The following is a 26,492-nucleotide window of genomic DNA, read 5'->3' as shown; positions in this document are numbered from 1 at the left end:
AACCTTGATGACTTGATCGTCCACCAAGGACGGCGAGACTGCTATAAGCTCTTAGGGATTTGAACGGAACAGAGAGCTCCGTTATTTGGTCGAATACGAGGACTAATACATAAAAACAGAGAGATAACGGAAGTAGTTAATTCCGCTATCTCTCTGTTTTTATGCTTTTTCTATGCAATAAAGGAATAAGACTTTCGCTATTGTCTTCTATTTCTGTAGATGCAACTGGGTGTGGGTGGAAGAGAAGAAGGCTGCTTATTTCTGGCCTTCGAATAATAACGTCAGCTTTTCGATGATTCCCGGATTTCCGTTTGCTAAAGATATTAAATAATTATACATGCCTTTAATAATGATCTGATTGGGCTGCTCTTTAAGAGCCTCTTGAATAATCGCATCCATGGACTGGACCATGGTTTCGGTGGATTTGGTGCTGTCAGTATTAGCTTCAATCCAGTCCTTAACGGAATGAGCTTTTTGGAGCCAGGTTTCCTTCGTTATAGCTTGGCTCTGTTCGGGGCAAATAAGTGTTGCATATAAAATAGGCGATGTTGGTTTATTCATAATTCCGTAAGCGATATCATCCATACGGTTCATTAAATATTCAGCAAGCTGTTGGCTGTTAATAGGGTGAGCGTAAACGATAAAGTAGAAGAAATATTCCTTCAGCATACCGTTCAATAGATTAGCGCAATCAAAGGAATGAACCGCAATCTCCGGTCCATACAGCTCGAGAATTTGCTGTTCCATCCATCTGACGGTTTGCATGCTATGATCGATCATCATTTCCTTAACCGTGTTGTTCATAAAAGCGATTCCCTTCATATGCATCGAAAGGAAGTCCTGGTCTCCCATAATAACCTGACATTGGAATTGGATAGCGTTGATTATTTTCTCCCTGGGAGTCAGGGAAGAATTCGATTGAATTTCTTTCAGATAAATACTTTGTCCATCCATATAGTAGCTGAATACAGCAATTAGCAGTTCTTCCTTGGAGTGAAAGTGCAGATAGAAGGCACCTTTGGATACTCCGGCTAAGCTAACGATGTCCTGAACAGATGTGGTGTGATAGTCCCGGTCACCGAAGAGCTTGATTGCGGCTTGTATGATCTGCAGTTTTTTGTCATTCATGCCGGTTCACACCCCTTATTTTCTCCATTCAAGGTACCGAATGGTAGTAGTAAAGCCATTGTATACTTGGATTTAGTTTATGTCAAACATGTGACCGACTGGTCAATTTTAAGGAATTATACGTGTTATGGGAAAAAATAGGTTGATTTGGATACAGTATTTGAATTATATTACTAATAGAATGACCAGTCAGTCAAAACACTAATGCAAAATGATTAACATGGTTCTTAATGATGGGAATGAAACTAACGGAAGGAGATACCCAAGCGCCTATGTCTAACACCATTGAAGAATTGAAGCTGAATATTAGCAACTTTATGTCCCTTTACCTGGAACATGAAGGCTTTAGTCCGCTCGTCGGTAAGATGTATACCTTACTGCTTTTTTCATCAGAGCCTATAAGCCTGCAGCAAATGGCCGAGGAGTTATCTGTTTCCAAGGCGGCTATAAGCGTTCAAATCCGAACTATGGAGCTTAAGCATCTGTGTCATAAGGTCCCGATCCAGAATGATAGGAAAGATTACTATTACATTACGGATGACTTTGGAATCAATATTGTTCGGAATGAAATAGGTAAATTCAACTCGGTTAAACAAGCCGTAGACGGAGCTTTGGCTGGATTCCCTCATCCGTCCAATGTGGAATCGCATGATGAAGAAGGCTGCAACATCATTAGACGAAGATTCCAAAATATGTCTATGCTGTGTGGGATGTTTATTTCACGCATGGGAGAACTGCATGAGGAATGGCAGCTGAAGAGACCATTGCCGTGAGTGTGGGTTTAAAAGCTCACTTTCATAATCAAGGATTCATAATATTTACAGATTCGCTTGATGTAATTTGATGGAGGAGTAGAGAGATGAACAAATTTACTGATTTTTCTTTGAAAAATGTCGCAGCGATCATTATTATAAGCGTTATCCTATTCGTTGCCGGCACCTTCTCCGCTACGACGCTGAAACAGGAGAGCATGCCTGATATTTCATTGCCAGTCGTATTTGTAAGCACGGTGTATCCTGCCCCTCCAAAGGATGTTATGGAGAATGTAACCAAGGTTCTGGAAAAGAGGATTGTAGGAATTGAGGGTATGAAGAAGGTTTCCTCTACTTCTAACGACAACTTCTCCGCAATTACCGTTGAGTTGGTTAACGGACGCAGCCCTGATGATGCAAAGAGGGACATCGAAAGTGCCATTAAGGACATTAAGCTGCCTGTTGGCGCAAGCGAACCGAAGGTTTCCAAGTTCGGGAGCAGTGATTTCCCCGTTTACTTCGCGGCAGTTCATGGAAATAACAACATGAACCAAGAAGAGCTTAACCGTATTTATGAGGATGTTATTGAGCCTACGTTAAGCGCTATGGACGGAATCGATCATGTGGATTCGGTCGGACAACAGGAAGCAACTCTTAAGCTTAAGCTGAATATTAACGCGATTAATAACTACGGTCTGACACCTGCACTTGTGTCGCAAAGCATCCAGACTGCTCTGATGACGAGCCCGGCAGGTAAGGTTGATTTTAGCGGCAGCTCACAATCGGTTCGAATAGAAAGTGACTTGAACACGATTTATAATCTGGAGAATATGAAGATTACCTCACCTAAAGGGGATATCGTGCTTTTAAAGGATATTTCCAAGGTCGAGGCCATTTCGGACTCCAAATTTATTGCCCGACTAGATGGCAGTCCGGCAATCGGGCTCACATTATTTAAAGGAAAAGATGCCAATACGGTACGATTTGCCGACGAGGTTGACAAATTATTTGCCGGTTGGACGAAGGAATATCCGAACCTGCAATTTACACCGGTTTATAATGCGGCTAATGATGTAAAAAAATCAATCAACGGTATGCTGAAGGAAGGTATTCTGGGGGCAATACTGGCTTCAGTAATGATACTTTTATTTCTGAAAAATGTACGTATGACGATGATTGTATTGGTTTCAATTCCATTATCGATCTTAACAACACTTTGTGTTATGGCTTCCCTGGATATTACTCTTAATGTAATGACGTTAGGGGGCTTGACGATAGCCGTCGGCCGGGTCGTCGATGATTCGATTGTTGTTATTGAGAATATATACAGTGAGCTGCAGCAAGCGCGCGAGCGCAATGAGTCCGTAATTAAGCTGGCAACCTCACGGGTAGCTTCAGCTATTACATCCTCAACGCTTACGACTGCGGGTGTATTTTTACCGATAGCATTTGTTGGCGGAGTTTTGGGCGATATTTTCCGGCCATTTGCCATTACGCTTGTTGTTGCGCTTTTATCCTCACTAATAGTGGCTTTAACTGTGATCCCAATGCTAGCGATGCTCTTGGTTCTAAACAATGATAAGATCAAGCATCATGATGAAGAGCATGTGGGTAAATTCACTGCCAAATACAAGTCCATTTTAAGCTGGTCATTAAATAATCCTAAGAAGACGGTATTGGTTTCATTTCTTGCATTTGTCATCTCGATTGGAGGAACAGTTCCTTTCCTTCCTTTCGCCTTCATGCCTGACAGCGAATCCAACAAGCAAGTGCAATATACGTTGAAGCTTCCTCAGGAAACCTCGATAGAATCCATGGATTTGAAAGTGAAGGAAATTGAGACGGTTCTTAAGGAAGCAAAAGACTCTGCAGGTCAACCGGCCTTTGATTATTTCGAGTCGATGGTAGGGTATGACATGCAGAGTACAAGCGGTGAGCGGGTTGCTTATCGTGCAAGTATTATTGCGTCTGTATCCAAAGCATCTGATGCGAAAAAGATGGCCGAAGAATATAAGAATATTATGCTGGGTATGGTTCCGAAAGGATCGGAAGTTGAAGGGGCGCTGCTGGCGGGCAGTATGGGCGGTTCTTCGGATGACTTCTCCTACCTGCTTAAGGGTGAAGACTTGAATCAGCTGGTAGTCGGGGCTGAGCTTATTAAACAGAAGCTGAAGGAATTTCCTGAGCTTAAAGATATTAAAGACAGCCTAAACGAGAAGAAAATGCAGGTTGTTGTTAGTGTGGATCAGAATAAAGCTCGTGTCTACGGATTGTCTTCCGCACAAATTACAGATACCGTCCGATTGTGGCTGGCAGAAGCGTCGATTGGCGACATTAAGTTCGACAATGTAACCTTTGCTACACAAGTTATGGTAGACGATGACTTCAAAAATTCGATGGAAAAGCTTGGTCGGATTACGATGACAACTTCGACGGGTGCAGTGGTAGCATTGAATGATATCGCAAAAATCCGGCAAGTGGAGGCTCCGGCAGCTATTACTCGTGAAATGCAGGAGCAATATGTCAAAATTACCGCAAAAATCGATAGCAAAGATAAAGGCGGCATGAGCACGAAAGTAACGGAAGCCTTAAAGTCTGTGTCTCTTCCAGGCGGTATCCGAACACAAGTACAAGGGGTAAATGAGGACATTCAGGAAAGCTTTGGTCAAATGGCCGTTGCTATGGGTGCTGCGATCTTTCTAGTATTCCTGGTCTTGGTTATCGCATTCGGTAATGCGAGCGCGCCATTCGTTATTTTATTTTCCTTGCCGCTTGCCGCAATTGGGGGATTCCTCGGATTGTTGATTGCAGGAGAATCGATCAATATTACTTCTCTCATCGGATTTTTGATGTTGATTGGGGTCGTGGTCACCAATGCTATTGTATTAATAGATCGGGTGCAGCAGCTTCGCAAGGAAGGTCTGGAAATGCGCGAGGCTGTCGTTAAAGCTGGTTTGACAAGATTACGTCCTATTATAATGACGGCTGGAGCGACCATATTGTCTTTATTGCCTCTGGGGCTCGGTTTCTCGGAAGGCTCTCTGATATCCAAAGGCTTGGCCGTTGTTGTTATAGGCGGTTTGGTGACTTCGACCTTGCTTACATTAGTTGTGGTGCCTGTAGTTTATGAAATTATCGATAGAATGAAGGTTCGTATTTCACGTCTTTTCAATAAAAAGGGAAATCGTGTAACGGCTGCTAATGCCGCTGCGAACTCCTTGCATTAAGCTTGGGCCAGTTGAATAGAAAGATACGTATAAAGGAGAAACGTCCAATGAAACCAGAAAATGCGAACAAGGTTCACAAAGGTGCAAAAATTATGGGCGCAATCGTTCTCAGCACGGCCCTTATCGCAGGCTGCTCGTCAGCACCCAAAGCTCAGCCTGCACAAGCAGACGAGGTTCAGCTCAAGCAAGTAAAGGTTAACAAAATTGAGAAGAAAAAGATAAGTGAGCCATTGGAGCAGGTGGCTGATATTGCATCTTCTATACAGCTGGATGTCCCTGTCAAAGTAGGCGGAGATGTACAGGAGATATTGAAGAAGCGCGGCGATATGGTAGAGAAGGGTGAGGTCATCTTCAGATTGGATCCGACCGATGTGCTGATTTCCAAAGAAAAGGCGCAAATTAGCATCTCAGGCACAGGGCAGCAGTTGGCTAAGGCTCGTGAAGATTTGGTGAACAGTAAGTTGGACCTACAAAATGGCATCATTAAGCTCGAATCTTCTATTAAAGAAGCCGATAAAAATTACAGCAAGATGCGTAATGATTATGACCTGGGGCTCGTGACCAAATTTCAGCTGGAGCAAACAGAGACGCAGTTGAATAACCAACGTCTTGATCTTGCAAGCAATCAACAGAAGCTGAAGACGCTGGAGACGACGAATTCCTTATCACAGCTGGAGCAGGGGCTGCAAACCTCGGAAGTATCGATTCGTGAAGCAGACCGCACGCTGGAGCATATGGAAGTGAAAGCAAGTGTGAGCGGAGTGCTTACGGATCTCCCGTTAGAAGTAGGCATGACGTTAGCGGCAGGCTTCCGCGCGGCACAGATTCAACAGCTGGATCCGATTAAGATTAAAGCGGAGCTTACCGAGGAGGCAGCGAAGCTGGTGCGCGGCAAGCAAGAGCTTTCCTTTTACATCTCGGGTTCTACGGAGAAGCTGAAAGGGAAAGTGAGCTATCTGGCAGATGTTGTAAGCGCCCAGTCTAAATCCTATTCATTGGAGCTGGAAGTGCCGAATGCAGATCGTAAGCTTAGACCGGGTATGAAAGCTCAGGTTCTCCTTACAGAAGATCAGGATCAAATCGTTGTTACTGTACCTACGTTAAGTGTTGTTCGGGAGGGCGGTGAGACGTTCGTGTTTATTTTGACAGGTGATACCGTTGAGAAGCGCAAGGTTGAGCTTGGCCGTCTGAATGAGACCTATCAAGAGGTGCTTAAAGGAGTAAAAGAGGGCGAACAGCTCGTTACTTCAGGACAGCATCAATTGAAGGATAAGGAAAAAGTACAGCTCGCTCAATAAAAACCAGCTAACAGGATAGGACCAATAAAGAGTAGAGCGGATGCAGAAGGGTGCAGCTGAAGGCTTGAGGACAGCTGCCCTATAGGCTACGCTTGCTTGTGACAGGAGGAAATTAAATGAACAAGAAGTTGACCGTTACTTTAGCTACCATCGTACTCTCCGCATCCGTCATGAGTTTCGGCAGTCAGGCTTTTGCAGATGAGGCAATTAACGTTAGCCCCGTGCAAGCAGTTGTTGCACAGACTGAAGCAAAGGTTTATCCACTAACAGATGCACTGAACGTTGAAGTGAAAAGCGTACTGAATGAACGTATATTAGAAGGAACAAGAATTGGCGTAGTTGTAAAAATGGGGAATAGCAGCGCTGCAGTAACTCGGGTGCCGGAATACGAACTTCGTGCCGTAACAAGCGAAGGCACTGTATATACTTTACAGTCAAGTGCTTCCAATCCGAAAGCGATTCAGCCAAAGACAACGACGGATTTAAGCTATATGGTTGTATTGGACCGGACGGATAAGGTGACGTTAAGCGAGGTAAATTGGACAGATGTGGACGTTTATGTTTATCCAAAGAAAGAAACTCTGATCACGGCCATTCCTGTAACAACACAACCGTGGAGCGGTGTTGATACGCCTATTACGGATCCGACAGCGGTGCGCAAATGGGCTGACAGTTTCCAAATTCCAACACTTGTATCACCTATTCAATATACACCGATTGATATCCATAAAGAGTCTACGGCTCAAGGTAATGTGTATGTCGTACAATTGCTTGCCCACAATCCATCGGCACAACGGGAGACAATTCCTGAATTCACTATTGATGGTAGAACAGATGCGAAAGTCTTTTCAGGTAAAAAAGTAGAAGAAGGTACTATAGCGCTGGATGCGAAAGAAGATAAGTACATCCATTATGTAATACCAACTGACCAGGATACAGTGTTATCAAGCTTGAACCTGCTGACCACGGAGAGCTTTGCTCAATCAGGTGCGACTGCCGCAAATGTTGTTCAGTATCAAGTGGGACGATTGAACATTTTGTTACCTGGTTCAGCTGCAGCACAATCCTACTCATCCTACGCACTGGGCAGCATCATGAAATTTGATACCCGCAGTGAATTGATTCATCCTGATATGCAGGTATCGCTGGTTGAATTCCAAATGAGCGATAACGAAGATGAGGGAAGCAAGCAGGTGACAGCTAAATTCAGGCTGTATAACCGTAGTGACCGCCCACTCGCGATTCCGGTATTTCAAACAGAATTGGTTAGCTCAGACGGCTATCAATACAGCGGTAAGCGCCAAACGATGACAACAACAACCGTACTGCCGAATTCGGGAATTACTGTGAATTATGCTTACATTCTACCTTCTACAGAGACTGGTAAAGGGTTAGGATTGAAAATTCAGGATACCGCCGGCACTAAAACGGCTGGCTCTACAGCTTTCAAATCGACGATCGCTTCATACGGTGTCCAGTTGCAAGCACCTTCTGCTGAGGATAAATTCAGTATGTATCCATTTGATGTAGCCGTTGAGCACTGGGATATCTCGTATTTGTTCAATACTTCTACGCATCAATATACGTACAAAGGCAAGTTCTTATTAGATATCCAGCGTCAAAAGGAGACTCAAGTCGATGCGAACTTCCCGCGTCTTCAATTTGAACTGTATGATGCAACGGGCCGGCTTGTAGCTAGCGCTGCGAAATCCTTGATAGGCCAGGAGCGTTTGGTTTCCGGCGAGAATAATATTTCCTTTGCCGGGACCTCTGAGCAATTCGATTCCCCGCTTACCTTAAAGATTTACGAGATTTTTACAACTGAAAGCGGAGAATTCAAACGATTGGTGACCGAGTTTAGCCGGCCTTTTAGATAAATTTATACTGCCTCAAAAGACATTTCCGGAGTTTTCTCATAACATTTATAATGCTGATAGTACAGACAAACAAGCTTCCATTTCCACTTTGATAGTGGTTTTGGAAGCTTGTTTGTTTGAACTTGAGGACTAGGGTCACTCCCAAGCCACGCCTGCGTTATCAAGCAGCAGCTTTAAAGCTTGAATCGCTGTCACAACACGCTCCGGGTTGCTGGCTTCAGGCAAATAGTGAGTCAGATGAGGCTCTACGGATAGAAAGCCTGAAAATCCGATCTGCTTTAACTCTCCTATTAGCTCAACCAGCTGCCCATCGCCCAAGCCAGCCGGAACAAAATGGCGCGGCTCCGTTGTTGCATCTTTGACATGAATATAGTCGATGTATGAGGACACCTTAGGATAAGCCGCGGTCATCGGGATGACATGGTTCATTACATAATTCCCCGGATCGAAGGCTGTCCGCAGATGCGGCGATTGGCAGTGGTCCAATATTTCCAGGCATCGATCATCTGTATTTCCATATAAGTTGCTGTCGTTTTCCAGTAATAGAATGATATTCTCTTTGGCTGCAGCCTTCGTCAGCTGATACATTCTGTGCAGTACGTCTTCGCGATAGTTTTCTACAGGCTTATTGCTTGGAGTTCTAAACGAAAAAATACGGATATAAGGCGTCTCGAAAAAATGAGCTGCAGCAATAGCGCGATCCAGCGCCTCAAGCTGAGGCGTAAAGTTGTCCGTGATCTCATATTTCCCAATAGGTGATCCAATCGATGAAATTCGAAAGCCGCGTTCCTGAAGCTTCGTTTTTATTAGCTGCTTATCTTCTTCTGTCAAATCCAGCACATTTTTGCCCCAAACGCCCCGCAGCTCCAGATAGCGTACTCCTTCTTGCTCCAATACGTTGAGCTGTTCGTCTAATTCCTGAGAAATTTCATCCGCAAAACATGTAATTTTAACCATTCGTCAATCCCCCGTCCTATTATTTGCTGGTGCTGAATGACTTCGTGAAATCCGTATTTGCTGCGTTTTGAGCTGCTGCTGGCTTCACAAACTTGGAGGTGCGGATCAAATCGCGCAGCTTGCTTTCATATTCATCTGTATCAAAAGGAACTTCGACGGTTTGCTTTTTGAAGGAAGACAGCATAATCCCATTGGCAAGGGTAAGGGAATTTACTCCCTCAGTTCCATGCGCTATCAATTCTCCAGTCCCCGTCAGTATCCGCTGCGCAAACTTCTGGGTAACTACTTTATGTCCTGAAGGAGCATTCGTATTTACTGGTATTTCGGTGTACCAATTTTCCAGCTTTTCAAAACGGTTTGGCGTTTCTTGGCTATATTTCAGCATCGAGATGCGGTTGCGGTAAAAGATCAGCTTTTCATTTTCATAAACCAGCTTGCCGTTTTCTCCGATAATTTCCATTCTGTTTGTTCCCGGTGATTCGGCAGTTGTGACGATCAAATGACCGATCATTCCATTGTCATGCTCAAAATAAGCGGTCACTTCGTCCTCGACTTCGATATTATGATACTTGCCGATATGCGCGTGGCCTGTTATTTCGGAAGGCAAGCCAAATAAGTATTGATACATATCCAGAGTATGAGGACATTGATTGGTTAAAATGCCGCCGCCTTCCCCGGCCCAAGTAGCACGCCAATCCCCACCGTCATAATAAGCTTGTGAACGGAACCAGGCTGTATGGATCCATGTAGCTCTGGTAAGATGTCCAAGCTCTCCGCTGCTTAATATCTCTTTTATTTTCATATAAAAAGGAAGGGTGCGTTCTTGAAACATCAGCGCAAACTCAATATTCGGATTGATAAGCTTGGCCGCCTCATAGGCTTCAATTGTTTGATAAGCATCGTTGAGATGAACGGCCAAAGGCTTCTCGCACATAACATGCAGCCCCCGGTGAAACGCTTCCACGCTAATTGGCGTATGATCATAATGAGGAACTGCAATAATGACGGCTTCAAGACCCGATTGGTCAAACAACTCCTGATAAGTGTAATAAGCGGTTGTATTAGCTTTAGCTGCTACTGAATCTGCTTTCTCTTTATTCGTGTCGCATACACCAACGAGCTCGATATTGTCCATAGTCTGTAAATATTGTACGTGATGCCCGCCGATGCCGCCTACACCGATCAGCCCGACCTTCAGCTTTGCTTGAACGCTCATAAGTATTCCGCCTCCATATTTTGTTAAATTGATTTTCAATACTTATCAGAATATATTATAATTTATGCTAGTTCCTTGTCTTTTTTGATATAAATATTGTTTTAATTGGTTTAATATTTGACATATGCAGAGAGGAGCGGGTGTCATTTATGTTCGCCGCCTATTTAGATCATATCGATCAGAACATCAAATATACGCATGTCCAAAAGCAAGTATCCAAAATCGATTTCCATCTCCACCGAGGCTGTGAAATTTATTTCTTGCTGAAGGGAGATGTTAAATATTTTGTGGAAAAAACAATCTACCCGCTGCAATTTGGAGATTTAATTATTACGAATGAGCATGAGATCCATAAGCCCGCCTTCTCTTCAGATGCACTATATGAACGAATTGTGATTGAATTTAATCCGTCAATGGCGATGTTGTTTCAGACTGCCGGCTTCGATCCGCTAGAATGCTTTTATAACCGGGCTAACGGAGAGCAGAACAAGATGTCGTTAACCCAGAAAGAAATTGCAGCGTTGGAAAGCCTTTTTATGAAATATGAATATTTGCTTAAAAATCCTTCCGGGGGGGCCGAGCTGCTGAAATTCAGCTGCTTTATGGAAATACTGGTGTTGATTAATCAGCTGTTTTTGAATCAAAAGCATTCGGATACCGGCATTAATATGCATCAGAAGCTATCGCCCATACTGGACTATATTGAACAAAACCTAGACCAGAACCTGTCGCTAGATCAACTGGAAAAAGAATTCTATATCAATAAGTATTATTTGATTAAGCTGTTTAAGAAATATACGGGCAGTACAATTCATGAGTACATTATTTACAAGCGGATCTCTTTGGCCAAAAAATATCTTTCGCAAGGCAGCAATGTGACGGAGGCATGTATGAAGTCGGGCTTTAACGATTATTCCAGCTTTTTGAGGATGTTTAAGAAAAGAATTGGAGTGACGCCGAGGGAGTATCTTAAAAGCACGGAAAGTACGATTTCCTGATAAACCTAATCTTTACCGTAGGGCGATCTCAGGGTAGGCAGCTTCTTTTTGAATAATTTTTTCAAATATTGATTTATTTTAATCATATAATGATTGAAATGATCGTAATGATGTTTTAAAATGAGGGATAAGTTATTTTGGTAACCGATTGTGAAAGGAAAGTGGCTGTATATGAATCAAGACGCAGGCTTGTCCAAAGGTGAGAAGCGCCGGCAAAATATAGTCAATGCGCTCAAACAACAAGGTAAAATCTCGATACAAGAGATTGTTCAATTATTTGACTGCTCGGAAGCTACGGTCCGCCGTGATCTCGATCTTCTGGAGAGAAAAGGGGCGCTTATCCGCAATTTAGGCGGGGCGGTATTGGATCAGCAATCCATGGTTAAAGAGCAGTCGTTTCTTGAGAAAAAGGAGCTGCTCTGGTTCGAGAAGGAGGCTGTTGCCTTGGAGGCTGCTTCACTTGTCGAGGAGGGCGATAGCATAGGCTTGACCGGAGGGACCACAACCTTTTTGATTGCAAGGGCGCTTAAAAAGCATGAAGGTATAACGGTTGTTACGAATGCTGTCAATATAGCTATGGAGCTTGCGGATAGTGAAGGTGTGCAGGTGCTTTTAACCGGGGGAGTCATGCGGAGAAAAAGCTATGAGCTTTGCGGGCCGTTAGCGGAAAAAATGCTGGAAAGCATTAACATCAACAAAATGTTTATGGGAATCGACGGAATAGCCGCGGAACAGGGTGTGACCACGTACTCCGAATTGGAAGCGGAAATTGCCAGATTAATGATCAGGCGATCCATGCAGACCTACGCCGTGTTTGACTATACAAAACTGGGTAGAACCTCCTTGTTTCCTATTGCTCCATTGTCATCCCTCCATGGCTGTATTACTAATGCCGGAGCTGATCATACGTTGTTGGATCAAATGCGTGCGCAGGGAATTGAGCTTCATTTGACCAAAAATGAGCGTGAGTAGAGCGGTGATGATTTTTTCAAGCCAAATTGAGGTTTGTATGAGATCCATATGAAAGAAGGACAGAAATGATCCAGATTGCGTTAATGCTTGTGTTAGGCTCAGGCTTGCTTCACTCTGTCTGGAATTTATTTACCAAGCAAAGCATAAATAAAAATGTGTTTTTATGGATGATTCATTTGTTTTCATCGGCTCTTTTGCTGCCTTATTTGTTGATAGAATTGGATAGACATCCATTAGAGCTTGAAGGGTACACATTGCTGGGCATCTCCTTCATTTTTCAGATCGGTTACATATTGCTGCTGTCCAAAGCTTACCAGCATGGAGAGATGTCGCAAGTTTACCCGATGATGAGGGGGCTTGGAGCTCTGCTTGTGCCGATTTGCAGCATCCTTATATTCCAGGAAAAACTGTCCGCCATAGGCTGGATCGGTCTCGGATTGATCGTATTCGGCTTATTTGCCATTGCATTTTATGGTATGAATCCAAAGAACATGCCTATAAAAGCCATCACAGCGGCAGTTGGTGTAGGTGTGTGCATAACGGGTTATACATTGGCAGACAAAACGATTTTGGGGCAAGGTCATATGACTCCGCTTGCGCTGCTCGAGATATCGAATCTTTCTTATGTTGTTACTTTGCTGATACCTGTGCTAATCTCCCGGCAAATCAAACAGGAATGGGCTCGCAATTGGAAGCTGATTCTTGTGGGCACGTTTTGTTCTCCCGGCTCTTATTTCCTATTTCTTTTAGCAATGAATATTGCGCCATTATCGCATATTTCCCCGATCCGTGAAATTGGCACCGTATTTGGCACGCTGTTTGGAATTTGGCTGCTTAAGGAACAACAGGGATTTATGCGTATAATGATGTCGGCGTTCATTGCACTGGGAATCATATCTCTAGGTATTTGGGGTTAGGAAAACATGCACTGCAACGGTCTTTTCCCGAAGTTACAGCACGGGGGAAGGCTGTTTTTTTGTGCTGGAAATGATATATACGATACTAGTTATTATGAAAAAGATTGTAATAATCAAAATAATGATTGAAATAATCATAAAATAACGATATTATGAGGGTATACAAGATTATATAACCATTTCATGGAGGTAATGAACATGTCTTTAGGTAAATTGACTGTTGCTGAAATATCCGCTCAACCCGCCGCATTATCCGCAGCAATGGAACAGCTGCAACTTCAAAGCGATTGGGTTGAGCGCTATCTTAAATCGGAACAATTCGATGAAGTGATCTTTATTGGATCAGGCTCATCGTATTATCAGGCACTTACGATGGCGTCAACCTATAGGAAATGGCTTGGACGAAGCGCTACTGCATTGCCGTCCTCGGAGCTATATTTATTCCGCGGGCAAAATACGGCAGCAAACAGGAACTATTTGGTTGTTGGAGTATCCCGTTCCGGGGAATCTACGGAAGTTGTCCTGGCATTGGAGTCCGTTCGCGATCTTCCCCGTTATACGATTAGCGGAATCACCTGCTATGAGCAAAGCACAATGGCACAGCTGGCGGAATGTCTCGTTTCACCGCTTGGGAAGGAAGAGAGCACGGTTATGACCAAGTCATTCAGCAGCATGACCTTCATGATGCAGGCGGCAATTGCATCTGCATCTGAGAATCCGAATTTGCAAGCGGAGCTCGGTACTGTAATCGAAGCGGACGCTGATGTTGTCCAGCGTGCTGATGCTTTTATTCAAAGGCTGGTTCAAGAAGTACAGCTGCATAAGTATATTTATCTCGGTATGGGTGCCTATTTTGGAATTGCGCAAGAAGCATGCCTGAAAATAAAGGAAATGTCTTATGTATGGACTGAAAGCTATGGCACGCTCGAATTCAGACATGGGCCTAAATCGGTGGTAGAGCCGGGCACGCTTGTATGTGTGCTGCTGTCGGAGCAAGCTAGAGCCTATGAATTGAAGGTTGCTCAAGAAATGCAGGAGTACGGAGCTTATGTGCTGGTAGTGACAGCGGAAGCAGGAGAGGACACAGCCTTCGCGGATGGTGTATTTGAAGTTGGCGGAAAGCAGCTGACGGATGAAGCTCGTACCGTATTATACCTGCCTGCCTTGCAATATTTAGGCTATTATACAGCTCTGGGTAAAGGAGTCGATCCTGACTCGCCGCGCAATTTGACGCAAGTGGTGAAGATATAGACCTATATATTGTGATTGCAGCTAATCCAGCTTGCCTGAACGACGTTTAATTTTACGATAAAAACAAATAGGGAGTTAACTAATATGCCTCTTGTCTCATCTACCTTTATGCTGCAGCATGCACGGGAACATGGATATGCAGTTGTTGCCTTCAACGTTCATACATTAGAGATGCTTCAAGGTGTCGTAGAGGCGGCTGAAGAAGCGCAAGCTCCTATCATCCTGCAGTCCACTGTCGGTACAGTCAAGCATCTTGGGCCTGACTACATCGCGGCGGCAGCGACTGTAGCGGCAAACCGTTCTCAAGTTCCAATCGCTTTGCATCTGGACCATTGCTCCGATTTTAACCTGATTGTACAGTGTATTCGTGCAGGCTATACCTCGGTTATGATTGACGCTTCCCATCAGCCCTTTGAGGAAAATGTCAGACAAACGGCCAAGGTTGTTGAAATCGCCAAGGCTGCGGGCGTAAATGTTGAGGCTGAGCTTGGCAAAGTCGGCGGGGTAGAGGACGATATCGTCGTAGCCGAGCACGAAGCGCTGATGGCGGACCCGGATGATTGCGCTCGATTCATTGAACTGACTGGGGTCGATACTCTTGCACCTGCCATAGGAACAGCTCATGGTATTTATAAAGGCGAGCCCAAAATTGATTTCCAACGGATTGAACGAATCGCAGCCAAAGTGGAGGTGCCTTTGGTACTACACGGCGGTTCCGGTATCCCGGAAGCTCAGGTCAGACAATGTGTTTCACTCGGTATGGCCAAAATGAATGTGGCTACGGAATTGCGGATCGTTTTCTCGGATGCCATTAAGGCTGTCTTTGCAGCTAATCCGGAGGAGAATGATCCGAGGAAATATATGATTCCAGCTAAAAAAGCGCTGCATGCAGCTGCTATTGAAAAAATGAGGCTGTGCGGCACTATCGGCCGTGCTAAAGGCGGGGCATACAATGATCACAACGGTTACTCTAAACGCAGCTATTGATAAAACGTATTATGTTCCCTTATTCACTCAGAAAAGCGTAATGCGCGTCCAACGGTTTTATGCGGAAGCTGGCGGAAAAGGAATCAATGTAGCACGTGTTATTAGTCAGCTGGGGAAGCCTGTTTTGGCAACCGGTTTTGCGGGAGGCTTTAATGGCCGGTTCATCCGGCAGGAGCTCGATCGGCAGCAAATTCAACATGATTTTGTTGAGGTTGCCGGGGAATCGAGGCTCTGCTTGAACATCATCAATGAGCTGGATGGAATCTCGACGGAAATTTTGGAACCGGGACCGGTCATATCCGATACTGCGATGGAGCAATTCACTGTGAAATTCAAGGAGTTGGCCAAAAGGTCCGTTGTTGTATGTATTTCGGGCAGCTTGCCTGCAGGTGTGCCTAAGGATTTCTATGCAAAGCTTGTAAGCTTGGCGAAGGGAGAAGGCGCAGTTGTTCTTCTGGATACAAGCGGCGAGGCATTGCAGCGGGGAGCTGAAGCGGCTCCATATTTAATCAAGCCCAATGAGCAGGAAGCAGCCCAGCTTATAGGCAAGTCGGTAAGCGATGCCAGGGAAATGATAGAACAATTGGTATCAATGGAACGAATGAATATTCCTTGTATAACAATTTCTCTCGGCTCTGAAGGATCACTTGCCTATGTTCAAGGAGCTTATTATCGCGTAAAGCCCCCTCTGATTGATGCTGTAAACACAGTTGGCTGCGGAGATTCATTTATGGCTGGCATGGCTGTATGTATAGCTGAAGGAAGATCGATTGAGGAATCTCTGAGGTATGCGACAGCTGTCGGAAGCGCTAATGCATTGAATGAAAAAGCCGGTTATATCAATAAAGCTGATGTAGACGAATTGCTGAAGCAAGTAAAGGTTGTGCAATTGTAAGATGTGGAGAAGGATCCTAATATCATTTTAATTGGCCTTGAACTTATAGAAGCCGTCAGTCAAACCTAAAGTTTGCTGGCGGCTTCTTCAACATATAAGAAAGTTTAAGTGCTTTACAAGGGGGATTTTTATGGGGATAGCGGCGATGAGCCCTGGAGGATTTTGTACGGAACGGAGAGTTCCGCTATTCCATCAGCCGCCTCCAATCCGGGGTGATAGAGGAAGTGGGAATTCCGTTATGTTGGCTGAATGGAGCATTTATGCACAAAAACAGAGCAATAACGGAACAGGCTGTTCCTTTATCACTCTGATTTTTGGACTTTTCAGGCGATAAAGGAACAATTACTTCCGCAATGCCCTTCACTTAAAGCATTCCATTCAAAGGAACACGATTTCAACAGTAGCTTTAATCCCACACCCATCCCTCCAAAGCATACAAACGTATATCGTACACCAAGGACGCAGTATGGGGTGTTTATATCCAAGGGATTACTTATCTCCCCTGCAAGCCTTCGGCTTCTTATGAACTGGGATTATTTCTGCTATATGAAATCTTTCATTTATACAAGTAACCGCATTATTTTAGTCGGTATTTGTTTTCTGATTCACCATTTTTACAATAGATCCGCTTCTAAAGCAGTCTCCAATTATAATTTTTTGTTGAGGTAATGGTATAATTGCAGCAGTTATAGTCCAAATTAACTAAAAAAGAAGAAAAGTTCGCACAATTTGCGTTGTTCGTGCTTTTTTTTATTTTTCCTGCGAAAAATGTCAAATTATATCGATTATATTACCCATATTATAGTAAAAAGCAACTAATAAAACAACTCAAATGGAATGTCGTAGGTACAATTACCTATATGTGATCCTTTAAGAAATCCTCTACATAATCCGGGGCTGCTTTATTAATTTGTTGCACTGTGTGAAGGTATCGTTGTGTTGTATTAATATGTGTATGTCCAAGCGATTCTTGAACCTGCTGCAAGGAAGCTCCCTTGAGTAGAGCTAAGGTAGCATTCGTATGCCTGAGCCAGTGGGGTGTTACTTTTTTGTCAACCCCCCATTCTTTACGGGCTTTTTGTATGATTTTTTCAATTGCTCGTACACTTAATGGGAAGAGGCGTTTATTATGGGGGCCTATCTTGTCTTTCGTATGTGTGGAAAGCTGCTGGATTAAATTCCATAGCAGCTGTGGAACTTTTACTTCTCGTTGTTTCCCCCCTTTACCGTTAACTGTCAACCACATAGTCGTTTCTTGTGGATCTGTATGAAAGTCCCCCCATTCTATAGACGTTAATTCAGATACTCTTAATCCCAATAGAACAAGAGTTAATCCGATTACATAGTCTCGCAATCCTCGTTGTTTAAGCTGCGCTATTAGAGAAACTACCTCATTTTTTGTTAAATAATGATTACCGCTTGTTACGGATACTCTGGGACTACGAACGCAAGTAGTAGGATTTTTTTCGAAAATTCCAATATTGGGATCGCTTCCCCAAGCATAAAGAGAGCGGATAGGCGCTATATGGACAGCAACGGTTGCAGGCGCCTGCGGCAAATTGCTTCTGCTGAAATATCCTTGAATCAGGCCGAGCTTATATACCTCGATTTCTCTCCAAGTAACTTCCTTTAGTGACTTATGCTTTATAAAGGCTCGAAATTTATTAATGGCGTTTCTGTAATTTCTGAGTGTGTACTTAGAGCGATGACATGCGGCTAAAAACATATTTACAATTTGTTCATCCGTGTACTCTCTGTTGTTCTCCAAATGCAATGAAATGTCAGGTAAAGTCTTTAGCAGCTGTTGCATGGTTGCCTCCTATAATTGTTCGAACAACGCAAATTGTACGAACTATATTTTAGCATGAAAACCCAATAATTAGTTTATGTAAATAAACTTCTTAGAATCGTCCAAAAAGAAAGTTATAAATTCCACCATTCATGGCGGGATTCTATATCTCCTTATTTAAAATATGTGAAAGTGAGGTGAAGGGGCGGCGTTAATTATTCGTAGACAGCAACGAAAGCTATAAAATTTTAAGGATGAGGTGCTAGTAATATGAGATGGTTCTACAATCTAAAAACGTCAGCAAAATTGATTTCAGCTTTCATGGTAGTTGCAATGATTTTGGGCCTTGTAGGTTTTTATGGACTTAATACCATGAGTAAGCTGAATAATGGGATGAAATCCATCTACGAAGATAATTTTTTGCCATCCGTCCTTTTGTTCGATACTCAAGTTTTATATCAAAGAATAAGGATAAATCTGAGGGATCTGCGGGATGCTGACCCTGCCAAGAAGCGGGAATTTGAGCAAATAATCAAAGATATTACGAAAGAAGCTAACGGGAAGCTTGAAGCCTATAAGAAAACAAATTTATCTTCGGAGGAATCAGAAGTTTTTGAACGTATTATGCCGAAATGGCAGGCTTACAATAAAGCGTCAGACCAGGCTATTGCTTTGATTTATGCCGGGAGGGACGCTGAGGTTAATCTTATGCTTTCCGAAGGAGATTTGAAAAAATTCGGAGGGGAGTTCAACGATTTATTGGATAAATTAACCGAAATTAGTGTGAAAACAGCGGATAAAGCTAATAAAAACGGAGATGAGACTTACACTTCTTCCAGAATGGTCACGATTAGCATTATTGTTGCTGCCCTGCTTTTAAGTATCGGCTTGGGTTATGCCATCTCACAAATCATTACCCGTCCCTTAAGCCGCATTGTCGAACTGGTGACTAAAGTGGCAAACGGAGATTTAACGGAAACATCCGAAATCAATACGAAAGATGAAGTGGGTCAATTGGCGAATTCGACTAATGAAATGATCTTGAATTTACGTAAAATTATCGGTTCGGTATTGTCTTCTTCGGGAAGCTTGTCAGCTGCAGCTCAGCAAATATCGGCTAGTACAGAGGAGATAGCAAGCGGAAGCTTGAGTCAAGCCGATGCAGCTCAGACGATGAATGAATTATTTCGTGAGCTGGCGTCTGCAATTAACTCAGTTGCTCGTGGTGCGGAAGAAGCTTCTGAATTAGCGGATCATACAGTAAGACTTGCTCAAGAAGGAGGTCAAGTGCTTCGTTCATCTATTGACGGGATGAATTTGGTTAATACTCAGATGTCCATGCTGGAAGAAGATTCGAATAAAATCGGTGAAATCATCGAAGTTATCGACGACATTGCTGATCAGACCAATCTTCTAGCCCTTAATGCTGCTATTGAAGCTGCAAGAGCCGGGGATCAGGGGAGAGGTTTTGCTGTAGTAGCGGATGAAGTACGCAAGCTCGCGGAACGAAGCAGTGAAGCTACCAAGCAGATCACTGCAATTATAAAAGGGATGCAGCGGAATACCTTGCTCAGTATATCAGCGGTAAAAGAGGGTGTTATATCATCTCAAAAAACGGGGGAAGCCTTCGAAAGCATTGTTACGTTGGTCAATGAGTCTGCGAGTAAAGTGACGGAAATTGCCGCAGCGAGTGAAGAGCAGGCTGCACAAACCTCCGAGGTTTTGATTTCAATTGAGAGCATATCGGCAGTAACCGAGGAATCAGCTGCGAGCAGCGAGGAAACAGCATCAACTGCCCAATCCCTTGCCCTGCTTGCGGAGGAGTTGAATAGTACGGTGGAAGCTTTTAAAATATAGTAGTTTAAGAAGGGGAAAGAGATGGAGCCCACCAAGCAGGTGCAATACATTGAAATTGGCATCGGTAAAGAAAGATATGCGCTTAGAATAGACGATATCCACGAGATTATTAAGATGCAGGATATTACGGTCATTCCTCACACCAATCCATACATAAAAGGGGTTATCAACTTAAGAGGCAAAGTTATTGCGGTGATCAGCTTGCGGAATCGACTAGGTTGTATTGAAGAAGCTTATTCGAAGCTAACCCGGATTGTTGTGGTTAATTATAAGGAAAGTATGGTAGGGCTTATCGTAGATAGGGTGCTTCACGTAACTTCTTTCTCTGCTATTCAACCTCCTCCGAAAACTATAGGCGAGCTGCAGGATTCTTGTTTCACGGGAGTAGGTCGGACAGAGGGTGGCTTGGTATTTATTTTGAAGCTTGAGCATGTTCTTCAGGAATAGGAGGGAGAGTCGATGAAGTCAACTCCTCAGCTGCAAGGGGCTTTGATGAAAACAAGCAATTGACTCATGAATGGAGCGTATATTGGAACGGGTACAATAAACAAGGTGCGTCTTCGTATTGGCGATGTAGGGGCAGCTCTGTAGAAGAGCAAGGTCTGCATTATCATCCGTTGAAGACCATAAATGACTAAGTAAAGCGAGGGAATTAGAAGAACAAGGCATTCGTGTTGTTGTCGAATACGTATCAGAACTGCAGCTGAGTGCAGCGTAGTGAATGAATTAAAAGGAATTCAAAAAGAGACGAGCATCCCATTCCACTTTCGGCACAGTGGTGCGGGATGTTTTTAATTTACATCGAAACTAGAACTAGAGATGCAAGTCGGCCTGTTATGCACCTTTTATTAAACATTTCATCGAACTAACGCTCGTTAATGTAACTAAACCTAACATAAATGTTGACAATAAACCTTTTTGTGCAATATACTACCAATAGACGTAAGGTTTTAAAAATTAAATATAGGTTCTCATGGAGTTAGGATGGGGACAAAAAGCTGTCTAGGGTTCCGTTGATTACGGTGAGGCGAGAGGTGCAAGGAGCTATCGTCTATAGCAATCAGTAGTCGAGTCTGGTCCGAGAGATAGTGTATAGAAGGCGTCGGACGGATCGTATGATGAGCGTTTTCTATATAACACGGAAGGATAAAAGCCTGGGAGATCATATCTCCCAGGCTTTATTTTTTTCTATGGCTGGCATTTTTCCTTGATGAACATAATCATTGTTGTGGGAGGTATATGGAATGAATAGTTTATGGAGCATGACAATAGGTGCTGGTGGTAAATGGTCGGGGGTGGTTGGTCGTGGTAAGTTAATTCGTTTTACAGCGTTGGATGCTGGGGCGAATCTCTCAATGTTGATGTATAACGCTAAGGATTTATCGGAGCGCTACAATATGCCGGATACATTAAAGGCGCAGCATACCTCACATCTGACTAAAGGGAATGTGCTGATGAGCGATAACGGCCGTGTGTTGGCGAGTATTGTAGAGGATAGTCTGGGATGGCATGATACGATTTGTGGTTATACAACCCGGGCGGCTACAGATGCTAAATATGGAGCGACGAATTATCAGCAATTACGCAATGAGTGGCTGCGCAGCGGACAAGAGAATTTTGAAGTGGAGCTGGTGAGGAATGGATTGGGCCGACGTGATTTAACGCCAGTAGTTAACCTGTTCTCCAAAGTATTTTGTGATGATAAGGGCGATATGTGTTTTAGTGCGGATCATTGCAAGGAAGGTGCGGCCGTAACTTTACGTACAGAGATGGATACTTTGTTTGTTTTATCGAATACGCCTAATCCGCTGGATACAAGTGCGGCCTACCCATCAGTTCCTGTAAAGATTGAAGTGTTATCTGCGGAGCCGGTAAGTTCTATGGATTATTGTGTGAATTATCGCCCGGAAAACCGCCGTGCCTATGAGAACACTTGGGAATATTACTTGCTGTTAGGCTGAAACTAAATCGATACCCTTAGGAGGAAACTTGAAATGGCTGTATTTAATAGAGTGGAAAGTCCGCGCAGCATAGAGGATGCGGTATTTAATGAAATAGTGAATGCGGGGGATGGGTGGATGCATGAGCTGCAGCGAGGTCAAGTGCTTCGAATTGTAGATTTGGAGGGCAATCAAGCTGCGGATACGTTGTTCTTCGATGCTGATCATCCGGATGATCATTATAGCGCTGTTGCGACAATTGCCGGTCAAGGGAACGTGTATCTTACAACGGGCTCGGTGCTGCGTTCTGAATCAGGCAAAGAACTGCTTACGATTGTAGCTGATACATGCGGACGTCATGATACGTTAGGTGGAGCTTGCTCTGCGCAGAGCAATACAGTGCGCTATTCGCATGATAAGCTGCCTATGCACAGCTGCCGAGATACATTCATGCTGCAAATGTCCAGATATAATGGGGGATATTCCAAAAGAGACCTCGCACCGAATATTAACTTTTTCATGAATGTGCCTGTAACTCCGGATGGAGGATTACGGTTTGCGGATGGCGTCTCGGCTCCCGGCTGTTATGTGGAAATGCAATCATTATGCCGCACGATGGTGCTGATCAGCAATTGCCCTCAGTTGAATAATCCGTGCAATGCTTATAATCCAACACCCATACAACTTCTAATTTGGAATAAATAATAAGGGCAATTTTCGGACCTGACTAATACTACACGAAACGAGGTTATCGCTATGTTTACAAAAGTTCTAATTGCTAATCGTGGTGCTATCGCGGTGCGGATTGAACGCTCTCTACGCAAGCTTGGCATAGAATCTGTTGCTGTATATACACAAGCTGATCAGGATAGCCTTCATGTAGACCATGCGGATGAAGCGGTGCTTATCGGAGAGGGGCCGGCCAAAGAAAGCTATCTGAATGCGCAATTAATTTTGAAAACAGCTATTGAAAAGGGGGTGCAAGCCATCCATCCGGGCTACGGCTTCTTAAGTGAAAATGCGGACTTTGCTCGTGCATGCCGTGAGCATGGAATTACTTTTATAGGTCCGACACCGGAGCAGATGGAAATGTTCGGTCTTAAGCATTCGGCCAGGGAAATTGCAGAAAAGGCTGGTGTTCCTATGCTGCCTGGTACTGCTCTGATCAGAGAGTTGGAAGAAGCGCTGAAGCAAGCGCGTGAAATAGGTTATCCGGTTATTCTCAAAAGCACTGCGGGTGGCGGCGGGATTGGAATGCGTGTATGCGAGGATGAGGAAGCTTTGTGCGCTGCTTATGATGGAGTACGACATTTGGCTGAGACCAACTTTAAGAACGGCGGTATGTTTCTTGAAAAATATATTGCCAAGGCACGCCATGTAGAGGTTCAAATATTCGGAAATGCCTTTGGTGAGGTTGTTACCTTGGGAGAGCGCGATTGCTCGATTCAACGCCGTAACCAAAAGGTGATTGAAGAGAGTCCTGCGCCTAATTTGTCGGAGCAAGTGCGTACAGCAATGTTGGAATCTGCAAAGCGATTGGCGTCTGAAGTTGGCTATAGAAGTGCAGGAACGGTTGAGTTCCTTTACGATCCGGAGTCTTGCGAATTTTATTTTCTGGAAGTGAATACGAGACTGCAAGTTGAACATGGTGTAACTGAAGAGGTGTTGGGTATTGATCTGGTGGAATGGATGATTCGCGAGGCGGCGGATGAGCTGAAAGATTTGCAATCGCTCATTAAACCATCCCGAGGTCATAGTATTCAAGCGCGTATTTATGCGGAGGATTGCTTGCAAAACTTCCGTCCGAGCGCAGGTCAGCTGGATCATGCCATATTTTCAAAACAAGCAAGAATCGAGACTTGGATTAGAGACGGAATCACGGTTACTACGTTATATGATCCAATGTTAGCCAAAATTATTGTTCATGGTGAAAATCGCGAGGCTGCTATACAAAAATTGGCAGATGCTCTCGAAGAGACCCGGTTATATGGCATTACTACAAATCTCCAGTATATAAAGGCTCTGCTAAATGAAGGTGATTGCGTAGAGGGAAATGTATATACCCAATTATTGAATGGTTTCGCTCCTGCGGAGCATGCGTTGGAGGTTGTGGACGGCGGCGTTCAGTCGACGGTTCAGGATTGGCCGGGGCGCGTAGGCCACTGGGATGTTGGGGTTCCTCCATGCGGACCGATGGATCCGTACTCCTTCCGAATTGGGAATAAATTGCTAGGCAATGATGATAGTGCAAGCGGTCTTGAATTGACTTTGCGCGGAGGCTCTTATAAGTTTCGGAATACTATGTGGTTTTGTGTGACTGGAGCTGATATGCAAGCGGTATTAGATGGGATTGCCATTCCGATGTATAAGCCGATTCAGGCGAGCAGGGGGCAGATATTAAGCTTCGGGGAAGCCCGAGCGGGAATGCGCACTTATTTACTTGTAGCCGGTGGATTTGATATGCCGCAAATTCTTGGCAGCTCCTCGACCTTCACATTGGGTGGGTTTGGTGGTCATGGGGGTCGTGCATTGCGAGTAGGTGATGTGCTTGGTGTAAATAAGGCGGCTAAAGAACCTTTTGAAAAAAATGAGCTCGAAAACTCCCATAGACCAGCTTTGTCGAATGCTTGGACGATTGGTGTTATTCCGGGTCCGCACTGTACCGAGGAGTTTCTGCTGCCTGACTATTTAACACAATTGACGGAAACGAATTGGGAGGTGCATTTCAACAGCTCGCGTACTGGAGTTCGGCTTATTGGTCCTGCTCCGCTGTGGACGCGCGAGGATGGTGGTGAAGCGGGTCTGCATCCTTCCAATATTCATGACAATGCGTATGCTATAGGTACTCTTGATTTGACCGGCGATATGCCCATTCTGCTTGGTCCTGATGGTCCGAGTCTTGGAGGCTTCGTATGCCCTGTTACTACGGCGTCGGCGGAGTTTTGGAAAATAGGGCAATTGCACCCTGGTGATACTATCCGCTTTCAATTGCTAACACTGACAGAAGCGGATGAGCTCCGAACAACTCAGGAGGGGCATCTAAATGCAATTGGCAGCGGCAAACGATCGAATCTGGATCAAGTAAATCTCCCTCAAGTGAACGTCCAATTAACACCGGATTATCCTTTGTTGGCCAAAGAAGAGCTTAACCGCAGATTCCCGATTACTATCCGCTGCTCGGGCGATGAAAACCTTTTGGTAGAATACGGTTTGATGGAGCTTGATCTTCTTCTTCGTTTTCAAGTCCATGCTTTGATGCAAGCTATTGAAGAGTGCGGAGAGATTCCCGTTCTGGATCTGACACCTGGAATCCGTTCGTTGCAAATCCACGTTGACCGTTCAAAAATTAGTATAGATGAGGCTTGTCGTAAAATTCTGGAGTTGGACAGTCACTTGCCTCCGTTAGAATCCATTCGGGTACCATCGCGGATTGTGCGGTTGCCGCTTTCGTGGGATGACCCGGCAACGCAGCTTGCTATTGAGCGTTATCAGCAGACGGTACGTCCTGATGCGCCTTGGTGCCCTAGCAATATTGAATTTATTAGGCGCATCAATGGTCTTGCGAGTGAGGAAGAAGTAAAAGAGATTGTATTTAATGCCAACTACCTTGTAATGGGATTAGGTGACGTATATCTTGGGGCTCCGGTTGCAACTCCTATAGATCCACGGCATCGCCTTGTCACCACAAAATACAATCCTGCACGTACATGGACGCCTGAAAATGCCGTTGGTATCGGGGGAGCTTACATGTGTGTGTATGGAATGGAAGGTCCTGGAGGATACCAGTTTGTAGGTCGCACCATTCAAATGTGGAACCGTCTGCGCAGTACAGAAAGCTTCAAGGAAGGTAAACCGTGGCTGCTGCGCTTTTTTGATCAAATCCAATTTTATCCCGTTGAAGCAGATGAGCTGTTAAAAATGCGTGAAGATTTCTTGCGTGGCCGGTTTGAGGCTAACATTACAGAAACAACCTTTGATCTGGGTGAATATTTGCATTTTCTTGAGTCGATTGAAGAAAGTACGGAAGTATTTCGCAAGCAGCAGCAGGCTGCCTTCAATGCAGAGCGGGAGAGTTGGAAAGCGTTGGGCCTTGCGGAATATGTATCGGAGAGTGAATCGGCAAAAGTTTCAGTAGAAGATGAGCTGCCGCCTGGAGCTTCGGCTGTTCGCTGCACAATGCCAGGGAGTGTTTGGAAGGTGCTTGTATCCCCGGGGCAGCAGGTAAAGAAAGGCGATACGTTAATTATAGAAGAAAGTATGAAAATGGAATTTCCACAGCAAGCTCCTTGTGATGGGACTGTATCTTCTGTGTTTGTGAATCCTGGAGATGAAGTTCATGCCGGACAGCTGATTGTCAGCCTTGTAATTATTGCTTGATTAGTTTCATGGGAAGGACGCCCTTGGATATTGGAGACAACGTAAAGGAGAGGT

At 44.3% G+C, this 26,492-nt stretch carries 19 protein-coding genes; 15 read left to right on the top strand and 4 right to left on the bottom strand.

Features of this window, described 5'->3' with window-relative positions; all coding sequences use genetic code 11:
• Positions 1-255 precede the first annotated feature (255 nt).
• Positions 256-1,128 carry a TetR/AcrR family transcriptional regulator gene (locus NV381_RS10630; RefSeq protein WP_258213248.1) on the bottom strand — a complete coding sequence of 291 codons (873 nt, stop codon included), beginning with the start codon at positions 1,126-1,128 and terminating at the stop codon, positions 256-258.
• 272 nt (positions 1,129-1,400) lie between these two features.
• Between NV381_RS10630 and NV381_RS10625 the strand changes: the two genes are divergently transcribed.
• The 4 genes from NV381_RS10625 (at position 1,401) to NV381_RS10610 (ending at position 8,282) form a co-directional block, all read left to right on the top strand.
• Positions 1,401-1,901 carry a GbsR/MarR family transcriptional regulator gene (locus NV381_RS10625; RefSeq protein ID WP_258213247.1) on the top strand — a complete coding sequence of 167 codons (501 nt, stop codon included), beginning with the start codon at positions 1,401-1,403 and terminating at the stop codon, positions 1,899-1,901.
• Between the two features lie 86 nt (positions 1,902-1,987).
• A complete protein-coding gene (locus NV381_RS10620; protein ID WP_258213246.1) occupies positions 1,988-5,107 on the top strand; it encodes an efflux RND transporter permease subunit in 3,120 nt (1,039 codons plus the stop codon).
• 47 nt (positions 5,108-5,154) lie between these two features.
• Positions 5,155-6,405, top strand: coding sequence for an efflux RND transporter periplasmic adaptor subunit (locus NV381_RS10615; protein WP_258213245.1), 1,251 nt, complete (start codon positions 5,155-5,157; stop codon positions 6,403-6,405).
• Between the two features lie 116 nt (positions 6,406-6,521).
• Positions 6,522-8,282, top strand: coding sequence for a hypothetical protein (locus NV381_RS10610; protein ID WP_258213244.1), 1,761 nt, complete (start codon positions 6,522-6,524; stop codon positions 8,280-8,282).
• A 135-nt stretch (positions 8,283-8,417) separates the two neighbouring features.
• Here NV381_RS10610 and NV381_RS10605 read toward each other — a convergent pair whose 3' ends face one another.
• Positions 8,418-9,239: a sugar phosphate isomerase/epimerase family protein gene (locus NV381_RS10605; protein ID WP_258213243.1), complete on the bottom strand. Its 822-nt coding sequence runs from the start codon at positions 9,237-9,239 to the stop codon at positions 8,418-8,420.
• A 19-nt stretch (positions 9,240-9,258) separates the two neighbouring features.
• A complete protein-coding gene (locus NV381_RS10600; RefSeq protein ID WP_258213242.1) occupies positions 9,259-10,455 on the bottom strand; it encodes a Gfo/Idh/MocA family protein in 1,197 nt (398 codons plus the stop codon).
• A gap of 149 nt (positions 10,456-10,604) precedes the next feature.
• Here NV381_RS10600 and NV381_RS10595 point away from each other — a divergent pair, with 149 nt between their 5' ends.
• From NV381_RS10595 to pfkB, 6 genes are all read left to right on the top strand, one after another.
• On the top strand, positions 10,605-11,453 hold the full coding sequence (locus NV381_RS10595) for an AraC family transcriptional regulator (RefSeq protein WP_258213241.1): 849 nt from the start codon (positions 10,605-10,607) through the stop codon (positions 11,451-11,453).
• 171 nt (positions 11,454-11,624) lie between these two features.
• Entirely contained in the window at positions 11,625-12,425 is an 801-nt protein-coding gene (locus NV381_RS10590) for a DeoR/GlpR family DNA-binding transcription regulator (protein ID WP_258213240.1), read from the top strand.
• A gap of 65 nt (positions 12,426-12,490) precedes the next feature.
• A complete protein-coding gene (locus tag NV381_RS10585; RefSeq protein ID WP_258213239.1) occupies positions 12,491-13,342 on the top strand; it encodes a DMT family transporter in 852 nt (283 codons plus the stop codon).
• A gap of 192 nt (positions 13,343-13,534) precedes the next feature.
• On the top strand, positions 13,535-14,593 hold the full coding sequence (locus tag NV381_RS10580; protein ID WP_258213238.1) for an SIS domain-containing protein: 1,059 nt from the start codon (positions 13,535-13,537) through the stop codon (positions 14,591-14,593).
• Between the two features lie 84 nt (positions 14,594-14,677).
• The gene (fba, locus tag NV381_RS10575) at positions 14,678-15,580 is read left to right on the top strand and encodes a class II fructose-1,6-bisphosphate aldolase (RefSeq protein ID WP_258213237.1); all 903 of its coding nucleotides are present in this window, start codon (positions 14,678-14,680) and stop codon (positions 15,578-15,580) included.
• A complete protein-coding gene (pfkB, locus tag NV381_RS10570) occupies positions 15,546-16,475 on the top strand; it encodes a 1-phosphofructokinase (RefSeq protein ID WP_258213236.1) in 930 nt (309 codons plus the stop codon). Before fba ends, pfkB begins: the two co-directional genes overlap by 35 nt.
• Before the next feature lie 856 nt (positions 16,476-17,331).
• On the opposite strand, the gene NV381_RS10565 is transcribed toward pfkB, so the two are convergent.
• On the bottom strand, positions 17,332-18,285 hold the full coding sequence (locus NV381_RS10565; protein ID WP_258213235.1) for a tyrosine-type recombinase/integrase: 954 nt from the start codon (positions 18,283-18,285) through the stop codon (positions 17,332-17,334).
• Between the two features lie 249 nt (positions 18,286-18,534).
• Between NV381_RS10565 and NV381_RS10560 the strand changes: the two genes are divergently transcribed.
• From NV381_RS10560 to uca, 5 genes are all read left to right on the top strand, one after another.
• Positions 18,535-20,121, top strand: coding sequence for a methyl-accepting chemotaxis protein (locus tag NV381_RS10560; RefSeq protein ID WP_258213234.1), 1,587 nt, complete (start codon positions 18,535-18,537; stop codon positions 20,119-20,121).
• A 21-nt stretch (positions 20,122-20,142) separates the two neighbouring features.
• Complete coding sequence (locus NV381_RS10555; protein WP_258213233.1) at positions 20,143-20,568, top strand: chemotaxis protein CheW; 426 nt, start codon at positions 20,143-20,145, stop codon at positions 20,566-20,568.
• A gap of 797 nt (positions 20,569-21,365) precedes the next feature.
• Positions 21,366-22,082: an urea amidolyase associated protein UAAP1 gene (locus tag NV381_RS10550; RefSeq protein ID WP_258213232.1), complete on the top strand. Its 717-nt coding sequence runs from the start codon at positions 21,366-21,368 to the stop codon at positions 22,080-22,082.
• A gap of 33 nt (positions 22,083-22,115) precedes the next feature.
• Positions 22,116-22,766 (top strand): urea amidolyase associated protein UAAP2, encoded by a 651-nt coding sequence (locus NV381_RS10545; protein ID WP_258213231.1) that lies wholly within the window; start codon positions 22,116-22,118, stop codon positions 22,764-22,766.
• 51 nt (positions 22,767-22,817) lie between these two features.
• The gene (gene uca, locus NV381_RS10540) at positions 22,818-26,438 is read left to right on the top strand and encodes an urea carboxylase (protein WP_258213230.1); all 3,621 of its coding nucleotides are present in this window, start codon (positions 22,818-22,820) and stop codon (positions 26,436-26,438) included.
• Positions 26,439-26,492: the final 54 nt, after the last annotated feature.

Source organism: Paenibacillus radicis (ex Xue et al. 2023), assembly GCF_024722015.1.
GTDB lineage: Bacteria > Bacillota > Bacilli > Paenibacillales > NBRC-103111 > Paenibacillus_S.
The sequence above is the reverse complement of the archived record's forward strand: the minus strand, read 5'-3'. Positions and strand labels throughout refer to the sequence as shown.

Coding starts and splice junctions, on each gene's coding strand:
- NV381_RS10630 (WP_258213248.1), bottom strand. CDS start 1,128: ATGAATGACAAAAAACTGCAGATCATACAAGCCGCAATCAAGCTCTTC.
- NV381_RS10625 (WP_258213247.1), top strand. CDS start 1,401: ATGTCTAACACCATTGAAGAATTGAAGCTGAATATTAGCAACTTTATG.
- NV381_RS10620 (WP_258213246.1), top strand. CDS start 1,988: ATGAACAAATTTACTGATTTTTCTTTGAAAAATGTCGCAGCGATCATT.
- NV381_RS10615 (WP_258213245.1), top strand. CDS start 5,155: ATGAAACCAGAAAATGCGAACAAGGTTCACAAAGGTGCAAAAATTATG.
- NV381_RS10610 (WP_258213244.1), top strand. CDS start 6,522: ATGAACAAGAAGTTGACCGTTACTTTAGCTACCATCGTACTCTCCGCA.
- NV381_RS10605 (WP_258213243.1), bottom strand. CDS start 9,239: ATGGTTAAAATTACATGTTTTGCGGATGAAATTTCTCAGGAATTAGAC.
- NV381_RS10600 (WP_258213242.1), bottom strand. CDS start 10,455: ATGAGCGTTCAAGCAAAGCTGAAGGTCGGGCTGATCGGTGTAGGCGGC.
- NV381_RS10595 (WP_258213241.1), top strand. CDS start 10,605: ATGTTCGCCGCCTATTTAGATCATATCGATCAGAACATCAAATATACG.
- NV381_RS10590 (WP_258213240.1), top strand. CDS start 11,625: ATGAATCAAGACGCAGGCTTGTCCAAAGGTGAGAAGCGCCGGCAAAAT.
- NV381_RS10585 (WP_258213239.1), top strand. CDS start 12,491: ATGATCCAGATTGCGTTAATGCTTGTGTTAGGCTCAGGCTTGCTTCAC.
- NV381_RS10580 (WP_258213238.1), top strand. CDS start 13,535: ATGAACATGTCTTTAGGTAAATTGACTGTTGCTGAAATATCCGCTCAA.
- fba (WP_258213237.1), top strand. CDS start 14,678: ATGCCTCTTGTCTCATCTACCTTTATGCTGCAGCATGCACGGGAACAT.
- pfkB (WP_258213236.1), top strand. CDS start 15,546: ATGATCACAACGGTTACTCTAAACGCAGCTATTGATAAAACGTATTAT.
- NV381_RS10565 (WP_258213235.1), bottom strand. CDS start 18,285: ATGCAACAGCTGCTAAAGACTTTACCTGACATTTCATTGCATTTGGAG.
- NV381_RS10560 (WP_258213234.1), top strand. CDS start 18,535: ATGAGATGGTTCTACAATCTAAAAACGTCAGCAAAATTGATTTCAGCT.
- NV381_RS10555 (WP_258213233.1), top strand. CDS start 20,143: ATGGAGCCCACCAAGCAGGTGCAATACATTGAAATTGGCATCGGTAAA.
- NV381_RS10550 (WP_258213232.1), top strand. CDS start 21,366: ATGAATAGTTTATGGAGCATGACAATAGGTGCTGGTGGTAAATGGTCG.
- NV381_RS10545 (WP_258213231.1), top strand. CDS start 22,116: ATGGCTGTATTTAATAGAGTGGAAAGTCCGCGCAGCATAGAGGATGCG.
- uca (WP_258213230.1), top strand. CDS start 22,818: ATGTTTACAAAAGTTCTAATTGCTAATCGTGGTGCTATCGCGGTGCGG.